This is a genomic window from Occallatibacter sp. FHG110214_02, assembly GCF_059115385.1.
Map to the genome: position 1 here is coordinate 170,171 of NZ_JBZYWK010000004.1, position 19,844 is coordinate 190,014.

Annotated in this window: 9 protein-coding genes and 1 tRNA gene; 4 read left to right on the forward strand and 6 right to left on the reverse strand. The window is 58.3% G+C overall.

Annotated elements, in window-relative coordinates:
* Positions 1-16: 16 nt before the first annotated feature.
* The 3 genes from AC5S3R_RS05805 (at position 17) to AC5S3R_RS05815 (ending at position 3,601) form a co-directional block, all read left to right on the forward strand.
* Positions 17-1,003: a UbiA family prenyltransferase gene (locus AC5S3R_RS05805; protein ID WP_494266065.1), complete on the forward strand. Its 987-nt coding sequence runs from the start codon at positions 17-19 to the stop codon at positions 1,001-1,003.
* Positions 1,004-1,111: 108 nt separating this feature from the next.
* Positions 1,112-2,485 carry a sensor histidine kinase gene (locus tag AC5S3R_RS05810; RefSeq protein ID WP_494266066.1) on the forward strand — a complete coding sequence of 458 codons (1,374 nt, stop codon included), beginning with the start codon at positions 1,112-1,114 and terminating at the stop codon, positions 2,483-2,485.
* The gene (locus tag AC5S3R_RS05815) at positions 2,486-3,601 is read left to right on the forward strand and encodes a universal stress protein (RefSeq protein WP_494266067.1); all 1,116 of its coding nucleotides are present in this window, start codon (positions 2,486-2,488) and stop codon (positions 3,599-3,601) included. It abuts the gene before it with no gap.
* A gap of 756 nt (positions 3,602-4,357) precedes the next feature.
* Here the strand turns inward: AC5S3R_RS05815 and AC5S3R_RS05820 are convergent.
* The 4 genes from AC5S3R_RS05820 to bcsQ all read right to left on the reverse strand — a co-directional run bounded on the left by AC5S3R_RS05820 (position 4,358) and on the right by bcsQ (position 16,492).
* Positions 4,358-9,598, reverse strand: coding sequence for a cellulose synthase subunit BcsC-related outer membrane protein (locus AC5S3R_RS05820; RefSeq protein ID WP_494266068.1), 5,241 nt, complete (start codon positions 9,596-9,598; stop codon positions 4,358-4,360).
* Positions 9,586-10,764 carry a cellulose synthase complex periplasmic endoglucanase BcsZ gene (gene bcsZ / locus AC5S3R_RS05825; RefSeq protein WP_494266069.1) on the reverse strand — a complete coding sequence of 393 codons (1,179 nt, stop codon included), beginning with the start codon at positions 10,762-10,764 and terminating at the stop codon, positions 9,586-9,588. Before bcsZ ends, AC5S3R_RS05820 begins: the two co-directional genes overlap by 13 nt.
* Positions 10,765-10,904: 140 nt before the next feature.
* Positions 10,905-15,323, reverse strand: a complete 4,419-nt coding sequence (gene bcsA / locus AC5S3R_RS05830; protein WP_494266070.1) for a UDP-forming cellulose synthase catalytic subunit — start codon at positions 15,321-15,323, stop codon at positions 10,905-10,907.
* The gene (gene bcsQ / locus AC5S3R_RS05835) at positions 15,320-16,492 is read right to left on the reverse strand and encodes a cellulose biosynthesis protein BcsQ (RefSeq protein WP_494266071.1); all 1,173 of its coding nucleotides are present in this window, start codon (positions 16,490-16,492) and stop codon (positions 15,320-15,322) included. The genes bcsA and bcsQ overlap by 4 nt, the downstream gene beginning before the upstream one ends.
* A 690-nt stretch (positions 16,493-17,182) precedes the next feature.
* Here bcsQ and AC5S3R_RS05840 point away from each other — a divergent pair.
* Positions 17,183-17,258 (forward strand) — tRNA-Lys (locus AC5S3R_RS05840).
* A gap of 102 nt (positions 17,259-17,360) precedes the next feature.
* Here AC5S3R_RS05840 and AC5S3R_RS05845 read toward each other — a convergent pair.
* Positions 17,361-18,311 (reverse strand): hypothetical protein, encoded by a 951-nt coding sequence (locus AC5S3R_RS05845; protein WP_494266072.1) that lies wholly within the window; start codon positions 18,309-18,311, stop codon positions 17,361-17,363.
* 222 nt (positions 18,312-18,533) lie between these two features.
* Entirely contained in the window at positions 18,534-19,751 is a 1,218-nt protein-coding gene (locus AC5S3R_RS05850) for an ATP-grasp domain-containing protein (protein ID WP_494266073.1), read from the reverse strand.
* Positions 19,752-19,844 lie beyond the last annotated feature (93 nt).

Genomic DNA, 19,844 nt, shown 5'->3' on the forward strand with positions numbered 1-19,844 from the left:
CGTCCAACAAACATATATGGCAATTCCCGTAATCGTCCCCCAGCCCGCAAGCATCCTCACCGTCAAGCTCCCTCTAGCGCAGCGATTGCGTGCGCACGTCCGCATCCTCCGCCTCGACCACTGCATCAAGCAAGCATTCATCCTCCCCGGAGTAATCCTCGGCATCGCCCTCGGACAACTCCGCATAGACCTGCCTCTTCTCTCGCACATCTTCCTCGGCATGATCGCCGCCACGCTCATCTCCAGCAGCAACTACGTGCTCAATGAAATGCTGGACGCGCCCTACGACCGCATGCACCCCACCAAGTGCAAGCGCCCCGCCGCCCGCGGATTCGTCCACCCCGGCCTCGGCTACGCGCAGTGGATAGCCCTCATGCTCGCCGGCCTCGCCATCGGCACCACCATCTCCCGCGACTTCCTCTTCGGCGCTCTCGGCCTCTGGTTCATGGGCTGCATCTATAACATCCCGCCCATACGCTCCAAAGACCTTCCCTACATTGACGTGCTCAGCGAATCCGTCAACAACCCGCTGCGCTTCCTCCTCGGCTGGTACATGGTATCTACACTCGCGCCGCCGCTTTCGCTCCTCTTCTCCTACTGGATGCTCGGCGCCTACTTCATGGCCCTCAAGCGTTTCAGCGAATACCGCCAGATCAACGACTGCACCATCGCCGGCAACTACCGCCTCTCCTTCCGCTTCTACACGCCGGAATCCCTTCTCAACTCCGTCGTCTTCTACGCCTCTACCGCCATGCTCTTCTTCGGCGCATTCATCATGCGCTACCGCATGGAGCTCATCCTCACCTTCCCCATCGTCGCCTGGCTCATGGCCATCTACTTCGGCCTCTCCTTCCGCCACGAAAGCTCCGTGCAAAACCCCGAAAAACTCTACCGTGAACCACAGCTCATGCTCGTCCTTCTCCTCTGCATCGCCACCTTCGTAGCACTGCTCTTCGTAAACCTCCCATGGCTGCACGACTGGTTCCCAAAATCACACTCCTAGCCTCGCCACGCACCCGCGTCCCATTCCTGTTTTGCGCCAACCGGGGCAATCGTCCAAAATAGGTTGATTGCAATTTCTACCGCCAGTTGTTCTGGACCGGGACGCACCATGCTCAACCTCACACAACGGCTAATCCTCGGCTGCGCCGCACTTGCCGGGCTCGCGCTCTGGACCGCTATCGCGGCGCAAAATCTGCTTGCGGCAATTGCGGTCATCATTATCGCGGTCGCAACCGTCTTCTTCGTCCTCGCGCCCCTCAAAGCCCTTGCCCGCGACGCCCGCAAAATCTCCGGCGGCAATCTCGACCACCGCTCTACATGGATAGCCCGCGACAGCTCCGGCGTCATCGCCGCCGAGCTCAACCGCCTCGCCGCCCGCATCCGCGACCTCCGCGACTCCGAAGCTGGCCGCAAGCAGATGGACTTCCAGCTCTCCGACGCTGTCCTCCAATCCATCTTCGAGCCCATTATCGTCACCGACGCCAAAGGCCACCTCCTCAAAGTCAACCAGGCCGCAACCGAACTCCTCGGCCCCTCTTCGACAGACCGCATGGCGCTCGTCAACACCCCCGGCGGCGACAAAATCCTCTCCGCCATCCGCGACGCCGTAGCCATGCAGAAGCCCGTCGCCGCCGAAGGCGAAGCCGCCGTTCTCCCCATGCGCATCGGCCAGCACGACCGCAGCTACCGCCTCCGCACCACCCCCATGCGCGACTCCGAAGGCCATCTCCTCGGCGCAGTCACCACGCTCGAAGACGTGACCAGCGTGCAAAACACCGACCGCTTCAAATCGCAGTTCATCGCCATCGCCAGCCGCAAGCTCCGTGACCCGCTCCTGCAGCTCCGCCGCGGCCTCTACGCCCTCGGCCAGGGCTTCGCCGGCGACCTCAACAACCTGCAATCGGAACTAGTCTCCTCATCCAGCCATGAAGCCCAGATTCTCGACGACCTCATGGGCGACCTCATCGAAGTAGCCGAAATCGACAGCGGCAAGCGCGAAATGAAGCTCGAAAACCTGCGCCCCATCGCGCTCCTGCAGGAAGCCGAAGACCGCTACTCCGATCAGGCCACGCAAAAGCACGTCCGCATCGAAATCCAGGCCTACGCCGACCTCTCCTTCATCCACGCCGACCGCCGCGCCGTGCGCTCCATCTTCGACAACCTGCTCACCAATGCCCTGCGCTTCACGCCGGCTGAAGGCGAAATCCTCCTCACCGCAGAAGAGCGCAAGAACTTCGTGCAGTTCGCTGTGCGCGACTCAGGCCGTGGCATTGAAGCCGAACGCCTCGCCAACATCTTCGACCGCTTCAACGCATCCTCCGAAGGCGGAACCGGCATGGGCCTTGCGCTCGTCCGCCGCCTCGTTCAATCCCTCGGCGGGCAAATCGCCGTCGAAAGCCGCCTTGGGCAAGGCACCACCTTCCGCTTCACCCTGCCCATCGCCGCCGTAGAAGCTGTTCGTCATCCCGTCGAGGTAGGCTAAATGGGCGAAATCCAACTCGAACGCAAGCCCGAGCAGGGCAAGCTCCGCATCTATGTCGGCGCAGCGCCCGGCGTAGGCAAAACCTACGACATGCTCGGTGACGCCTGGCAGCTCAAGCAGCAAGGCACAGACGTAATCATCGGCCTCGTCGAGCCCCATGGCCGCCCGGAAACTATCGAGCGCATCCGCGACCTCGAAATCATCCCGCGTAAAGTCATCCCCTACCGCGGCGTCAACCTCGAGGAGATGGATGTAGAAGCCATCCTCGCCCGCCATCCGCACACCGTCGTCGTAGACGAGCTGGCCCATACCAACGTTCCCGGCAGCAAAAACCGCAAGCGCTACGAAGATGTTGTCGAGCTCCTCGACGCAGGCATTAACGTAATGACCGCGATGAACATTCAGCACCTCGAAACGCTGAATGACACCGTCAACCGTTCCGCCAACACCGCCATCCGCGAAACCGTCCCCGACAACTTCTTCAAGCGCGCCGATGAAGTCGTCAACGTAGACGTAACTGTCAACGAGCTGCGCAGCCGCCTCAAGCAAGGCAAAATCTACTCGCCGGAAAAGGTAGAACAGGCCCTCGCCAACTTCTTCCGTATCGGCAACCTGAACCTGCTCCGGGAACTAGCCCTCCGCACAACTGCCGAGCAGGTCTCCAACCGCGAAGCCGAGTACCGCCGCACCCAGGGCCTCGAACCCGCCTCCGTTCCGGAAAAGGTAATGGTCTGCCTCAGCACGCGCCCCGGCGTGGAACGACTCCTGCGCGTAGGCGCACGCATCGCTGGCCGCCTCTCAACCAACTGGTACGCCGTCTACGTCAACCGCCCCGACGACAAGCGCAACAGCGACCCCGAATCCCTGCACCGCCTCGAAGAGTACGAGCGCATGGCCCGCGAGCTAGGCGCAAAAGTAGTCAACCTGACCGGCAAAAACGTCTCCAACGCCCTCGTCCACTTCGCCCAGCAGGAAAGCATCTCCCACGTAGTCTTCGGCCAATCCGCCCGCTCAAGATTCGACATCCTCCTCCGCGGCTCTGTCCTCAACCGCTTCCTCGCAGAAGTCCGCGACGTAACCGTGCAGGTAGTCCCCCTCCACAAACCCCGCGCTTAAATCCTCAGTAAACAAGCAGCCGATTCAGCCCAGCAATCACCCCAAAAGCGGGTGCCCCCCCGGTCCCTCGCTTTTGGGGACCAGGGATACCCATACCATCAGTTCCCCCACAAATCGAAGTGTTGTCATCCTGTTCTCCCAATAAATCATCGGGTGTCATCCTGAGCGAAGCACTTTGGGGCCCCGCGAACGGCTGTATCACTCGTGGGGTAGGCGGAGCGAAGGATCTGCGGTTGCCTTGTATAGTTTTTGCCCTTTATAAGCTTTTGGCTTTTTACAGTTTTTGCCGTGCATCTAAAACCCTGCACCCTGTCTGTGGAAAACCATTGTCAAGCCCTTTTCATGAAAATATTTTCTAACTCATTGATTCCATTCAGCAAAAATCCTCTCCGGATTTGCGCTCAATTATGCCCATTTATGCCAAACTAAAAATAAGCAGAAAACGGCCCGATTCCCAAGGAATCGGGCCGTTTTGTTTTCCCGCTAACTTGCTAAGCCCGAAGCGCTGCCAACTCGCTAACTCAAAAGAAAGGAGCCCCAATGCCGTCAACAGCAGGCCCGATCCTCTGTAACCTGACACCTGAAACCTGTAATCTGCCTTCTGCACAGTTCCACAGTCCAGACATAAAGAAACTGCACAGTCCCTGTGCAATCGTCCGCAACCCAAACAAAACAAATGGCCCCGAAACCGGGGCCACTGTGCGCACCTCACAGAGCGCATAAGGGAACAGTAAGGAAACAGCGCCGGAATCGCCTCTACGGCACCCGGAACGGCCTAAACCCATCCCACGGGAACAACCCCGTCGGAGCCGTCACCGTAGAAGGCTGCGGCCGGAATAGGTAATGCACCGAGAACCCGGCATTCACCGCGTTGTAATTGCTCGTGTTATTCGCGCTCAGGAAGCCGCCAATAAACCAGTGCTCGCCAAGTTGATGCGCCACCACCGCGCGGAAGTTGTAGTTCGCCCCCACGGTCGTCAGCGCCGGGAACGCCGCATTGCTCAGCGCAATCAGGTTCGGCCTCTGCGCCGCCAGCGGGAACAGTGGCGTCTTATCCTGCTGGAAGGCCTGCACGCCAATTCCGCCCGCCACCTCGTAGTGCGTGCGCGTCCCGTAGTGCCCCGTCCACGTCACGGGAATGCCCGCCAGGAAGAAGAATTGCGGGCTGAAATAGCCGCCCATGCCGTACGTATAGGCCGACTGGTTGTTCGCGTAGTGCATGCCGAAGAAGTTCGCGCCCAACGTCAGCGAGCCATACTCTGGCAGCGTCCACACGCGCCAGTAAGCCCCGCCGTCGCCGTCATAACGCGAGTTCGTCTCCGTGTGATAACCACGCAGATAACGCCCGCCCACGCTCAAGTAATAGCCGGAGACCGCATCGCCCTTCGCATACTGCGCACCAAACTCGTTCGACATGACGCCGCCCCAGATATTGCCCGGATACTGCAGCGAAGCCGACCCCGGATCACGCATACCCGCATACGAAAGCTGCGTATCCTTCACCGAATCGCGATTCAGGCTGAAGGTAAACGGCCCGCCGCCCGGATTCCAGTTCGCGCGCCCAGTCCAGTTGCTCACCAGGAAGTCATACGGCGTATGCCCCACCGCAAGCTGCAAGTGCGGGAAAGCCAACTGAACTTCGCCGCCAAGTCCCGCCGCATTCTGCTGCGGTGGCGGAGTACCCGTAGAATTGGTCGCCGGATTCGGCCCGGTATTCGTGTCCGTACCCAGCGGTTCCGGAATCGTAACCAGCGCCGTGCCGGAGTTTGTAGACTGCAGCACAGAAATGACCGCCGTTCCATCCGCCTGACCTGAATCAAGGAAGACAGGCTTGGCGACAACCGTAAACCGCCCGTTGTAGCGCCACGGCACGGAAGCCTCAAACGGAGCCTCCAGCGCCGTCAGACGGTCATACCCGGCATTGCCGCTGCGCCCGTTCACAATGCCCGCGCCGCCCAGCCACGCTGAGTAGCTGCTCTCCAGAGAGCGCAGCGCCAGTTCTGCTTCTTCACGCGGGCCCAACTGCCGCGGCTGCCTTTGCGTGCGCACCCAAGGTCCACGCAGCGGAGGAACCCCCTGCTGCTGCAAGTCCTGGTCCGTAGCCGAAGGAACCTGTTCCTGCGCCTGCACCACCGGAGCGGCCTGTTGCGGCTCCTCTGCCGGCGCCGTCGCCAGCGTAGGTACCGTCTGCGTTGCCTGCGGCTTCGGCTGCGTGCTTTGCTTCGCTCTCCGCTTGACCGTCTTTTTAGGAGTGGCGCTTGCCTGCGATTCCGCAACTACAGGCTGCTGAACCGTCTGCGGAGCCGCGACTGTCTTCTGCGCGGACGGCGATGGCTTCTGCTTCGCCTGCGCTGAATACGCCCCTGTGGCCGCATCTTGTGCCGAAGGCGTGTACTGGACTGGCTCCATCGACAAGGGCTGTGTAGCCACTGCCGCAACCGCTGTTGGAGGCGGCGCAATCGGACTCGACGGCAGCGAAATCTGCGCATTTTCAAGAGGCTTAATCGGAGCCTCCACCTGCACCATCGACGAAGTCTGCACCATCGAGCGGTCTGGCAACGGCAACGCAGGACCAACCCGCGCCGCAATCGAATCGCCCTCAGGCTCATCGGAGAGCTTCAGGCCTGTCTGAATGTCGTAATGCCCCTGCGGAGCCCCTTGTTGCGCCACGCTTCCCTGCGTAAAGCGCGGAGCCGAACCATTGGCATTTCCCTGCGCGGGAGCCGTCGCAGGGCCGGATATAAACACTGGACCAGCTTCCGTTGCACCGGCGGCGCTGGAACCAGCCGCACCCACGTCAATCCCGGAAACTGCCCCGCCGCCGGAACCTGGCAGGAACGGCACAATCAATCGGCTCTGCGGCTTGGTCTGCCTCTCGGCATTCTGCGCCGGAACGGAGTTCTGCCCTCCCGGCGTCAGCCCCACAGTTCCCAGCGTGCCGGAATCCTTCGCCTTGGACTTCTTCGCATGCTTTGGCGGTGCCGGTAGCGGAGCCGTAGAGGCCGGCGTGGCTGTTTGCTGTACTGGAACCTGCGTGGTGGTTGGAATTGCACCGTACGGATTTGACTGTGCTGCCATCTGCTGGCCGGGCACGACGGGAGCCTTCCCGAGATATGGGTCCGGACCGTAAGAAGGCAGCGGCGGCAACTGCACCGTCCGCGGGAACTGCTCGTAGTCGGGATTCAGCAAGCGCGCAAGGTCCGCAGCCGTTGTGGCCTTATGTGGCTTTGTATCCTCGTCGGGATACGCCATTTCATGCGCCAGCCTGTCTGTCGGCGAGCCCGGAGGCATCGCTGCCAACGCCGCCTTCCAGTAGTCCGCGGCGCGCTGGTCATCGCCGCGCGCCTGCTCAAATCGTGCCGCTGCACCGAGAATCTGGTAATCGCCGGGATAGCGTGCCATTGCTTCACGCAGCCATGCCTCGGCCTGCGTCTTGTCATTCGCCGCCAGCGCCGCGCCAATCGCGCCTTGATAGTCAGCCGCAGTCGCATCCTCTGTCGGCAGCGATTTATAAATCGCCAGCGCCTGCCGCGAGTGGCCTACCTTGAGATACCCGCCGGCCAGCGTACGCTTCACCGTCACGTTGTCAGGAAACGCCGCTGAGGCTGCTTCCAGGATCTCCACCGCTCGCTCGTTGTTACCGTTGGTGAACGCCGATGCCGCCCGCTGCGACGCCCAGCTTGCCCAGATGTTCTGCACCTGCTCACGCTGCGCCACGGTCAGGTCGGAGCGTCCGCCAAGGTTCATCAGCGCCGGATACAGCGCCCGGTCATTCTTTGTGTTGTAGAGCAGCCACGCATTCTGAATCGCCATGCTAGCAGGCATCGGCTGCTTCAGGCGTGCATAGTAGGCATTCACGCGATTCATATACTGCGTGGCCTGCGCATAATCGCCTCCGGAGACATAGAGGCTTCCCTCGGACTCTACAAACTCCGGGTCCTGCTCCAGCTTCTGCCGCACGGCAGGCGGAATGTAAGCAATCTGCTGCAGCGCCTCCGCTGTATGATTCGTAGCTTGCAGAGTGGAAATCAGGCCCTTCCACGCGTCCACATTGTCGGGGTGGGCTGTCAGCACCTGACGGTAAATTCCGTAAGCCTGCGCCGTGTTGTTGCGCTGCAGGTAAATTCCCGCCATCTGCAATTGCAACGGCAGACTCGGCTGCGCACCCTTCGCAGTCTGCAGCTTGGCTGCGCGCTCCAATAACTGTTGCGCCACGTCGTAGCGGTTGTTCTGCTGATAAATCGAGGCCAGCATCGAAAGAAAATCCGCGTCATTCAGCGAGGCTTCATAGGTCGCCGGCGGCATCTTCTCGACGGTGGAGATGGCAACATCGTCCTGGCCCATCTGGTGCTCGGCGCTAATCAGGCCCATCCACGCGGAGATGTTCGTGCCATCCTCATTCAGAATCTGCGTGTACATCGCCGCGGCCTGGCTGTAGCGGTTCGCCGCCATCAAAATGCTTGCGTATTGCAGCCGCGTTGCGGATTTCAGGTTTGCGCCATTTTCCGGAAGCGGCAGCGTCAGCGCCTGCGACAACACATTCTCCGCGTCGATCGAACGGCCTTCGGTCTTATACAGCGTGGCCAGCGTCAGAAGATAATCCGGGTCGCGATTCATCACCGCACGAACTTCATCGGGAAACTTATCGGACAGGGCGAGCGCCTGCGCGCTGTCACCGCTGCGCGCATAGGAGAGAAAGAGCCCGCGCCACGCATCGGCACTGCCCGGCTGCTGCTTCAGCAACTGGTTATACACGCCGGCAGCCTGAGAATACTGCTCCTCGCGCAGCAAGAGTCCGGCGAGCCCCATCAGAGCTTCAGGGCTGTTCGGCTTCATCCCCAGCGCATCGCGATACTTCGCCGCGGCCGTGTCATATTGACCTTCATCCACGGCTTGCGAAGCCTCGCTCATGGTGAACCAGAAGCGGGAAGTTTCAAGAGCGTCCTGCACGCTTCTCTCGCGATAGCCGTTCTGCTCCGCCTGCGTTAAGAAGCTGATTGCGCCGCCGAAATTATTCTGCTGCATGCGCAAAAAGCCCATGCCCGCCGCAGCGCGGCCATTCTTCGGATCTTTCGTCAGAATCGCGGAAAAGCGCTGCTGCGCTTCGTCATAGTGTTTTGCATTCAGAGCCGCAAAGGCTGCGCGCTCTTCAGGGTTCCGCGCAATTCCCGAGTTCATCTGCGCCAGGCGGGCTTCGTCGTCCTTCAGCTTGGCGGCCAGCTCTGCGTCGTTCGGATGGGTTCTGAGATACTCGCGCAAATCTCCGGCAGAGGAAGGACTCGACGATTCCCAAACCAAGGCTTGCCGCAGAGCCTGCGCCGCATCGGAGTCGCTTTCATGCGCCCGCAGCAGTCGAATGCCTTCCGACCGTGTCTTTGCGTCATAGGTAAGAATTTTTCCGAGAGCAATCGGATACCGGGCATCGCTCGGATTGCGCTGCATCATCGCGCGCAGGCCCGCAATGGCCTGCTGCTTTCCATTTGCCGTGCCGTACAGCGTCTGGTAGTAGGCCAAGCCAACATCGCCGTCCGGTGGATGGTCCCCATACATCGAGCGGTACGCCTTCATCGCGTCGTCGCTCTTACCCGCGCGCGCCAGTTCGCCGGCCTGCTTCAACGCCTCATTCTGGCCCTGTGTGCTTCGCAAACCTTGAATCTTCGCGATATTCGGGTCATTCGGATAAGCCGCCCGCAGCTTGTCCAGCGCCGCATCCGATTCCGTCTTCTTGCCCATCAACTTGTAATCGCGAGCCACGCCGGCAAGCGCTTCGGCATTCCTCGCATCAGAAATCAACACCTGCTGCCATACCTGCACGGCAAGGTCCGGTCTTCCGCGATTCTCCAACGACCGAGCATTGGAGATCAGCGTCTGGCGGGTCTTCTCAATTGCCGTCTGCCCCTGCATCGATCCCGCAATCAAAAAAACGCATACAACACCCAACAGGCTCAACCGCGCCACGCCCCGTGTCTTATTCCGAGCCTGAATCAATGTTTCCACCCCACTGTTAATTCTCCATTGGGCCCAAACCCAAACCGCTTCTCAACAAAGCCCACGCCAAACATCGCAAGGTTCTGGTCGTAATAAGTCGGCGCATTGCCGTACAAGCCGGACGTTGGATTCAACTCGCCTGTCACTCTTGCCTGCTGCTGCGTAAGTGCTTTGCCGGCTTGCGGGAACGCCTGCAGATACGGCAGCAGCACCGCTGAATACCCTACAGGACCATCTTGCGCCATTGCCCTCCCCTGGTCACTCACCTTTTCCGGGGGCGCACCATGATTGGCAAGGTATGTACCCATTCCCGGAACCGCCGCAATCAGCTTATCCCGCATCATTCCCTTGCCGTTGACCATTCCGGCCCACGCATACACGCGTATCGCGTCATAGCTGCCGCAGCCAACGGCAGGGCCCTTTCCACCACCAGCCGAGCAGCGCGGCGAAGGCCAAAACCCATGCCCCTGCGAGTAGTCCACCCAGTCCATTGCAAATCCCATCCGCGCGCTCTGGCTTAGAAACTTTGGAATATCCGCAGCCACGGCGCCCCACGGCCCAATCGGGCGCACCGCAGCAAAACGCTGAAACAGAAACGGCGGCACGTAGCTCGGATTCAGCGTGTAGACCTTGTCATGGATAAAGTTCACACTCGGCCCCGGCATCAACATCAGTCCAAAGCCCGGCAGCGCAGCCACTTCCGTCTGGCCGATCAACGCCAGCAGCCGACGCCCCAGTTGCGTGTAGCGATCCTCGTTCCAGAGACGCCCAGCCTCCAGTAGGTCATAAGCAATCCAGCAATCCGAGTCTGCAGCAGGACCGCCATCGAGCATCCGCCACTGCCCGTCCGGAGCACGTCCCCAAACCCACCCCGGCAGATGCGCACCGATATCCCCATACGCAAGGTTGTTCTGCATCCAGGCCAGCAGCTTGTCAAAGCGGGCGCGGTCATTGCTCACCAGCGCAAAAAACATCGCATAGCTCTGCCCTTCGGAGGTCGTCCAATCACCGTTTTGGTGGTCAACCACACGCCCCTGCGGGTCAATAAAACTTGCGGCATAGTGCTCCCACAAAGGCCATTTCTCCGCCTGCCCGCAGCCGCTTCCTGCGGCAAGACACACGCCTAGCAGCACGAACAGCACCCGATATCCTGACCGCGAAAACCATGACATCATCGCTTCCAAGCTCCGAATCAGCTATGCGGTTACGCACTGGCACGGGCAATTCCATCCATCCGTGCGCAACCGCAAGATTTTTTGAAGACCAGATTTCCAGCCTGATGCTTGTGTATATCGTTGTTGTTCCGTACAGCCTGTTAACGAGCCATCTTCAACCTGGTGCGAGCCTGTTGACGTAGCCACTGCCGAACCCACAGAGCCAGGAGAAATGCCAGCGCAAGGACCACAATTGCGGAAAGCCATGGCATTGAGGCAAACAACACCGTCAGTCGAGTCCACCACGGCAGTTCCCCTACATGGTATACAGCGGAGCCGATCCGGAAGGACTGAAAGCGTGTCCCCAGAAGCAGCGAAGCAGAGCCCTGAATATCACTGGCCTGCTGCACAAAAAGAAACGTCGACATAAACGGTTCAAACGTTGCCGCATCCTTAATGCGAATTGCCACAATACTCTTGCCACCTGCACGGTAGAACGGCGACTCAATGCCTTCTATGATGCCATCCGGATTCCCCGAGGCTACTAACTCCCCGGAGTCCTCATGTTCATTCGACTGCACTTTCCACCACGCATGATGCAGAGGGGCAAAGAAACCCTGCGTATCATGCACCTGAATCTTGCCATCACTCAACGACACTGGCAGCTTGTCGGCCAGTTTGTCAAAGCCGGGCTGGTCATCTCCCGTGCCAATCACCAGGAAGTCGCTCGGCGAGCCATCTACAAGACTATCCGGCCCGGCAACCGTTACGCGAAGCCCCGGAAAGCCCGTCTGCCGCCCAAAGTGCCCCATCAGCGTGACGAACATTTCGATCTCCTGCTCTGTGGGCGTGGCAGGTAATACAACAATCGTATTGTTCAAATCCGCAAATCGTGTAAATGGAAACCCTGCATTCGCAAAAATTTCCAAATTTGGCATCGGCGCATAGTGCGGATAGCTGCGCAAATCAAGGAACGAGTCGCGCAGAATTGCACCCTGCATGTTTTTGGGCGTCGTCCCGGCGCAGTACCCCTCGTTCTTCAGCAACTGGAATGTAAAGTCAAAGGAAAGTGAGTTGGAAAACGGCCGCAGATTGACCACGGGAACCGCCACATCAAGCTTCGATGTGCGCACCGATTCTCTTCCCGGCTGCAGAGGCAGCGAGCCAAGAAACGCATTGTTCACTCGCATCTGCAGGCTCGATATGGGACCAATCGGAATCGAGTTGTATCGATAGGCCAGCTTCAGAATTGCATCAGGCCGCGCCGCGTAAAAAATATCCGGAGGCAGCCGGAAATAAACATTCAGGGGAGCGGAGCCGTCTCCCTGCAGCGACTCCGCCGTCGCGTAATCCCACAACGCCACGGTGTTATCCGTCTGCGCCCATCGCGGAGCTTTATCGGGTAATTGCTTGTTTGGTAGTTTCAACGTGTCAATCGTTGCAACGGTTCCATTCAGCAGCCCGCTATGCAGCGCCACCGCCTGCGCTGCCTGGATTGCCTGCTCGCCATTCTCTCCGGCAAGGATCAGCACTTTGCCGTACGGGTCATTCGGATTTGTCCGCATGGCGACTGTAGGCCCGTGAATTTCCGGAAGGTTCAACCCCGGCGGAAGGCTTGCTGAGCCATCTGCAATAACTACGGCATCGCCCTTTGGAATATCGCCGACATGTACCGGGAACCGCACCGGCCTGTTCTCGGAAACCATCCCGAAGTAGCTCGTCACAATGCCCGCCGCCTGGATTGCCTTTAGTGATGGCGTCGAAGAAAAAATCACCGGCACGCTCAGCGGCTGCACCACCGCAGGATCAAGAAATGGCAGCGGCAGTTGCTTCAAATCATCGCTGACGGGCAAATCCTCGCCCTGGATATCCAGAAATGTTGCGCGATGAATGCGCGCCCAGATTGTTGAGTTCGACGGATCTTCGCACGCCATTGTGTAATGGCCCATGAATTCAAACCGCAGCGCATTGTTATGCACCAGAAGGTCCGTCGGAACATCAAAAATCGCTTCGGCATTTTCGCTGGCTGCACCATTTCCCTGCGCCTTCGGCTCAATCGCTGCAAAGACTGTTCCATTCAGCGACAGGCGTATGTGGCTAATCTGCGCCACCAAGCTTGGTGAAAAGATATAGAACACGTGTATCTTCGCCACCTTGGGAACATGCGTCTCCGGTAGCGTGAAGTAAACCGTATGCCCGCTGTCGATGCCATGCAACTCAATTAGCGGCGAGCCCGCATCGTTCAGGCTGAATACGTCGCGAAACTGCCCTGCCGGTGGCGGAGGCCCCTGCTTGATCTGGTCGCGTTCCTGTTGTCCAAGGAAAACATCTTCTGGCTGTTGCGCGGAAAGGTGCTCCGTGCCGAACAAGGCCGTGGCCATCACCACAAGCAGCAGCAATCCACTGATAGCAGGTAGCCGCCCGCGCTTTGGTTCTTCCTTCACGTCCGGTTCAAAGAGCCCCTTGAACGTGGTGACCAGCCCGCGCATCGAAATCATGAAGATATGCCCCATGCTACGCAGAATGTTGTCGCGATCGCGAGCCTCGCCCCATCCCAGCCACGAGTCCGCACGCGAATATAGCACGATTGTCAGCAACTCCTGTTCCGCCACCGTCTTTGCTTCAAACTTTGCCCGCAACACATCCTCCTCGATCGCAATTGTGGTTGCGGTTAGTGAATTCGCACTCGATGGAACAGGAAACTCAATTTGCAATGCCGTCTGCGGTTCTATCTTCACAGGCTCATTCAGCGTCAGGCTCAATCCGCCCGCGGACATGTCCACCGTCTCGCCCGCTACGGTGCGGCCATTCGGAAACTTTACAACCACCGGAATTTCGACATTGATGCGCACCGCTTCGCGAAGCTGGCGCTGCTCGCGCGCCACCGCATTGGCAACGCCGAGAATGATGACGTTGAATGAGCACCACAGCGCATTCATCACCACGGTGCCCGGATGTGTTGCGTCCCAGATGAAGAAGCGCGGAATTGCCATCGCCAATCCGGCTAGATTCAGCACCAGCAGAATCAGGAACGGCTGCGCAATCTTCTTGTCGAAGTACGTCCGCGAAACTACGCCGCCCTTTGCTGTTACATTGAACTTGCCCAGCTTCGGATTTACCAGCGCCAGCAGCGTGGGGAACAGGATGTACGGCGATAGCACCGTCTCATAAATCTCATTCCAGAACGAGTGCCGGTACTCGCCTTGTATCCGCGAGTTGGTGATGTTTGCCATTACCAGATGCGGCACGGCATACGCCATAATCGCCGCCCAGTATCCGGGCAGATTGGAGCGCGAGAGCAGCAGATACGTCAGCGGAGACACCATGAACAGCAGCCGCGGCAGCGCATACAGAAAGTGCAGCATTGCGTTGAAGTAACAAAGCCGCTGATGCCACTTCAGCCCCGGTGCAAAAAGCGGATTGTCTTTCCGGAGAATCTGGATCATTCCGCGAGCCCAGCGAATTCGCTGCCCTACGTGCGCTGATAACCGTTCCGTGGCCAGGCCCGCTGCCTGCGGAATGTTGATATATGCCGTATTCCATCCGCGCATCTGCATCCGCAGCGATGTATGCGCGTCCTCGGTCACAGTCTCGGTAGCAATGCCGCCAATTTCATCCAGCGCCTTGCGGCGAATTACGGCGCACGAGCCGCAGAAGAACGTCGCATTCCAGAAGTCGTTGCCGTCCTGCACCACGCCATAGAACAGCTCGCCCTCGTTTGGAATCATCTTGAACTGCTGCAGATTTCTCTCAAACGGGTCAGGCGAATAGAAATGGTGCGGCGTCTGCAGCATCGCCAGTTTCTTATCACGCAGAAACCACCCGATGCTTATCTGTAGAAAGCTCCGCGTAGGCACGTGGTCGCAATCAAAGATTGCCACGTAAGGCGAGTCCATGCTCTTAAGAGCGGTATTGATGTTACCGGCCTTCGCGTGCTTGTTGTCTTTGCGAATCTTGTAGCCAACACCGGCCTCTGCGGCGAACTCCTCAAACTCCTTGCGCCGGCCATCGTCCAAAAGGTAAACATGCAGCTTATCCGCGGGCCAATCGATATTGATGGCACCCAGCACCGTATAACGCACCACCTCAAGCGGCTCGTTATACGTGGGAATCAGCACATCTACATGCGGCCATTCGGTTTCGTCATCCGGCATTGCCACCGGAGCACGGCGCAGCGGCCATATCGTCTGGAAATAGCCGAGAATCATCACCACGAACGCATACACTTCCGCGCCAATCAGCGCGAACATAAAGACGCCTTCGATGATTCCCCAGTGGTTGGCTGGGTCGTTGAAGAACTCATACATCGTGGCAAAGCGCCAGTACCCATACCGGAAGCTGCAGAACAGCGACATCAGCATCAGTGTCAGCGTAACGATGTAGGATTCCGAGCTTCGCGCAACGGCAATGCCCACCAGCAAAAACAACAGACCGCAAACCGTCTGCTGCGGCCATGTCAGCGGCAAAACCACAAAGAAATAAAAGACGACTCCCACAACCAGCAGAAATGCCAGCCGAAGAATCTTAGTCAGGAGGTTTTCACCACGGCCAATGTCGTTCCACAAGCCGGTTGCCGTCATCGTTCACTCCAGCGCACACCCCAGTACACATGCTCGGAAGGCGCGGCCAATGTTCTCACCCATTCAGCCAGAGTTTCATAGTCGTTGGCAACCTGGGAGCCCGGCGCATAATCCACTACTGTCATACCTTCCGCCAAAGCCTCGCTCACCGCCGGGGCCCGGTGCAGCACAAACGGCAGCAACCTCTCCCCCAGTTGATTCTGCAGCATGGTCCGCACATCCTGGTGTAGCCTGCGGCCCTCATCAAACTGGTTCAGCACATAGAGCGGCGCAACCGTCTGCCCCGTCCCGCTGGGATTCCGTTGGAAGAATGCGTCAATTGCACACACACTCGCTACCGAACGCACATCCGGTGTCACCGGAACGAGTACCGTGGGCGACATCCGCAGAACCCTGCGCGCGATGGCGACAAACGACGTCTCCATATCGATCAGGATGCGATTCGCAGACCGGGCATTGCGTAGAATCTCATTTGTCAGGGACTCCGCCGGATTGCTCTCAGCCGCCATTGCCTCAGCTTCCAGCGAAAGCAGGTCAATTGGAGCAACGCCGCTGGCATCCGGCCCCTTAAATGTCCGCGCAACCCCGATCTTCTGTTCATGCGCGCCGAAGAAATACTGCAGTGTCCCGAAGATAGCCGTATCCACCATCAGAACCCGTTCGCCATGCGAAGCAAGCGTGCGTGCCAGAGTCGCCACCACGCACGACTTCCCTACTCCCCCCGCCAGAGAAAACACTGCCAGCGCAGGCACACGGACAGGCTGCTGAGCCGCAAGCGGCAAATTACCCGCACTCCGGCTGGCCGTATCCGCCAAAATTCCCTTCAGCGCAAACCACTGCGGCGCACGATGTGCCGGGCTGGTAGAAACCAGTCCCGTAGAGCCTAGTCCTATAGAACCAGGCCCGAAAGCCGCAGCAACCGGCTTTGCAGGCAACGGCATCTGAGTCGCCGCGCTCCTCATCTCTTCCGGAACCAGCATCGGCAACGGAACAGGCGCCGACAACGGCTGCTCCTGCATCCGTGTGCTCCCAGCACTCACCGGAACCTCTGCCTGCGCGACCATAGGCATGCTCACGGCATCCGCAACGCCCGTCACATCCACAGCGACAACGGAACTCTCTGCGCTCAGAACCGGAGCCTCGGTTGCTGCAACCGTAGCCTCCTGCATGCGCTTCTGCTCTGCATCGATTGCTTCTTGTACGCGAGCACGCGCACTCTCCCGTGCCCGCGCCCTGTTCGCGGAAAAATCACGATATTTTGCACCATGCAAATTGGCCCAAGAATAAAGCGTAGCTATATCTTCAGGAGTCTCATCTGACACAAGAACCGCCTTGTATTTCCCCATCTTTCCTTTGCGGCTATCCGGCTTGCGGATAACCTTCCCCAGTGGCCGGCGCTCTGCGCCGCCTCTAATTCGGCCCCCATCCGTAGTACCGGCATGCGCGAGTCCCCTCTCGCTATCCCGACCACGGGGTGCCCTAAAGCACTCTCGCAGGGTGTTTTACAGTTAGTAAACCCAACCTGGTTACCTTAATAACACGTATACAGCAGGAACCCTTTACTGTCCATGCTCAACGCTGGCTATTGCGGCCTTTTCCAATGCAGAAAAATCTTACCTGCAAAAATAAGAGCTCAACCTTTTGACCGCGATCCCGGCTGATATTTCTCACTGGCTTAACATTCTAAGATGTCCCATTTTGAAACAACGTTGCCAGCAAGTAGATGAACTTCTGCAGTTACACCTTACAACCAGGCAGCGGCACAAACCCCGTAGATGCTCCGCCTTACCATGCCCTCTTAAACCAGTAGTCACACACAACAGCGCGCTTGTGTTAGTTTGGAAGTAGCGGCCCTGAACGAGCTCGTAGCTCAGTTGGTAGAGCAACGCACTTTTAATGCGTGGGTCCTGGGTTCAAGTCCCAGCGAGCTCACCACTCTTTCTGCGCCGCGACTCTTCCCTATTACCTCATATAAATCAATGGACTTCCATGCTGCGCAAGCCTTCTGCTGTGCCATCGGAAGCCCATTTTCCCGATTCAGCGCCCTGTATCAAAGCTGTACATCACACCATAGGAAAAAATCGGCCATATCGAGACGTGGTTGAAACCATTCCTCTGGAGCCGCTGCTGATACGTGGACAACGCATCCAAAAACGCGGTATTGTCCGTTGCGGGGCTGCAGGCTGTGGAAGGAGCGGGCCCGCAAACCGAGCCAAACGGCGTGAAGCTGACTTTCGGTGCACCCATAAAAACCACCCCGTACTCTGCGGGGAAAGACCAGTGCCTCTCCGAACGCGGGACATAGCGCCCGAACCCGCCGCTCACCGTGAACGCAGGCTGCCGCGGGTGCATGTTGAGATATACGTTCATCCCAAACGGGTCAGCAGGGTCGGAAGTATAGGTCTGAAAGGTGTACCCCTGTGGAGGGCAGTTATTCGCCGGGCAGGTAGGCAGTGTAAAGGTGGTCCCGCCCGTTTCGGTGCCATGCGCGGAAATATTATTTCCATTCCACAGCAGCAGACCCGCACTCAGCCGCCACACGCTGTTCCTCGGATAAAAATCAACGGCGGTCTGCAAGGATGCAAAATGCAGCGTGCCGCCCACGTTCTGAATATCGTCTGCACCGCCATAGTCACCGCTGATGCTCAAAAAATTTCCCATTAACCGCAGGTCAATCTTCTCGCTCAGAATCGTGGCGCCCTTGATACCAACGCCCAGCGGAGAAATATCCGCGCCTACCGCCACGCGGGAAAACAACCCGTAATGCACTACACCCATCCATGGCACGTCATTCGGGCTCCGCTGTTGTCCTCCCGCACCTGCGGGCTCAGGAGCTGACGGCAGGGAGTCTGGATTCAAGTAATCGAGACTGGACGAAAAACCACTCGCATACGCGTGTTGCGGCGCGTCTACCTGGGCTCTCACAATGGTTTCACTTAGAACAATCGATATCGCCACTAGAAAGAATGTATGTAACAAACGCCTCATCGGGGATCTCCTGATTCGCAATCTGGGGATTGCCACGGCAGCTTGTTCAGTATTTTGTGCAAACCCACAACTTGGTTATTCGGCAGGATTTGCGTTTTTTCTTAATACAACTATTCTTTATTGACTTATGCCTCAGAGTTTAGTGTGAAGACAGTTGAAAATCTATCTTCCGTTGAACAATTTTCGACGAATGAACCTGCGGCATTAGCGTGAATCGCCCACTTACGCAGTTGGTTTCTCCGGAGCAGGCATGGAAGCAAGGAACTGCCGCGCGAACGCCTCGCTATACGTATTTACAAGCTCTTCTACGCGTTCCGCCCGATGCGAGCGCACAATCAGCCCCGCATGGTGGTGCTTCTTCATCCGCTGCACAATTTCCGGAGCATCAAATGCACTGGTATCCGGCTCTGCTGTCTGTGCAAGGCAGAGTACGCTGCCTGCATACTCCGCATAGTTTGCAGGCAGCAGGTAGGGATTGCCGCGAAGATTCTCGACTTCGATTCGCGCCCACTCCCGCCATAAGCTAATACCTGTAGCTGCCTGCACCAAGTCCGTAATAAACGCTCCGCCTACGCGTGCCGCAATCTCTAAAAAGTAAAACCGACTGTCGGCATGCGCCTTGATGTACTCCGCATGCGTTACTCCGCGCTTCATTCCCAGCGCCGGAGCAAGCCTTGCATTCAACTGCGTCAGCTCCTGCCAGTCGCGGCTGGCGCGGTCTACTGTGCGTGTGCTGAAGACGCCGCCCTCGTGCATTACCTGCATCGGCGGCTTGCCATACTTGTGCACCACAGAGAAGACCACCTGCTCTTCGCTCACAACCGAGTCCACGTGGTAAATTTCACCCGGCACAAAGCGCTCCATCACATAATACGTCTGCAAGTCTCCCAGTTCGTCGAGAGCGCGCCAGAGCTGTTCCTGCTCGTGAATCTTGCGAATTCCAATTGCTGAAGCATTTGCACGCGGCTTCAGCAGCCATGGCGCAGGAGTTGCATTCATGTAATCGCGCAGTTCGTCGTAGTTGACTACGCGAGTAAACTCCGGCGCGAGAAATCCAGCATTGCGGGCCTTTGTTCGCATTGCCAGCTTGTCGCGATAAAAGCTCGCCGTGGTAAAGCCCATTCCCGGCACCTGGAAATGCTCACGCAAATGCGCCGCTAACTCCTGATCAAACTCGTCGAGAGCTACGATGCGGTCGTAGTTCCGCCCACGCGCCATCCAGCCAACGGTATTCGTAATCTGGTCGCGGGTCAGCTCCTCGGGAATCGCCACCAGGTCTTCCAGCGCATCATGAGGCCAGTCGCCGTTCTTATGTTTTTCAATGGTCAGCAGTGTGGGGCGCACGCCCATCTCCGCACACTGGCGCAGGAAGTCCTGCCCCTTTTCATAAGTAGAAATGCAGAGAATCCGCTCGACCGTATCCGTCATTGGCTCGACCACGATTCGCCCCCCTTGGCGTATCCATTCGACCGGCACGTGAGCATAGTTCTACCATAGAGACTACAATTCATACGGCATACACATTAAGGACAC

Coding starts and splice junctions, on each gene's coding strand:
- bcsZ (WP_494266069.1), bottom strand. CDS start 10,764: ATGATGTCATGGTTTTCGCGGTCAGGATATCGGGTGCTGTTCGTGCTG.
- AC5S3R_RS05810 (WP_494266066.1), top strand. CDS start 1,112: ATGCTCAACCTCACACAACGGCTAATCCTCGGCTGCGCCGCACTTGCC.
- AC5S3R_RS05845 (WP_494266072.1), bottom strand. CDS start 18,311: ATGAGGCGTTTGTTACATACATTCTTTCTAGTGGCGATATCGATTGTT.
- bcsA (WP_494266070.1), bottom strand. CDS start 15,323: ATGACGGCAACCGGCTTGTGGAACGACATTGGCCGTGGTGAAAACCTC.
- bcsQ (WP_494266071.1), bottom strand. CDS start 16,492: ATGCAGGAGGCTACGGTTGCAGCAACCGAGGCTCCGGTTCTGAGCGCA.
- AC5S3R_RS05805 (WP_494266065.1), top strand. CDS start 17: ATGGCAATTCCCGTAATCGTCCCCCAGCCCGCAAGCATCCTCACCGTC.
- AC5S3R_RS05815 (WP_494266067.1), top strand. CDS start 2,486: ATGGGCGAAATCCAACTCGAACGCAAGCCCGAGCAGGGCAAGCTCCGC.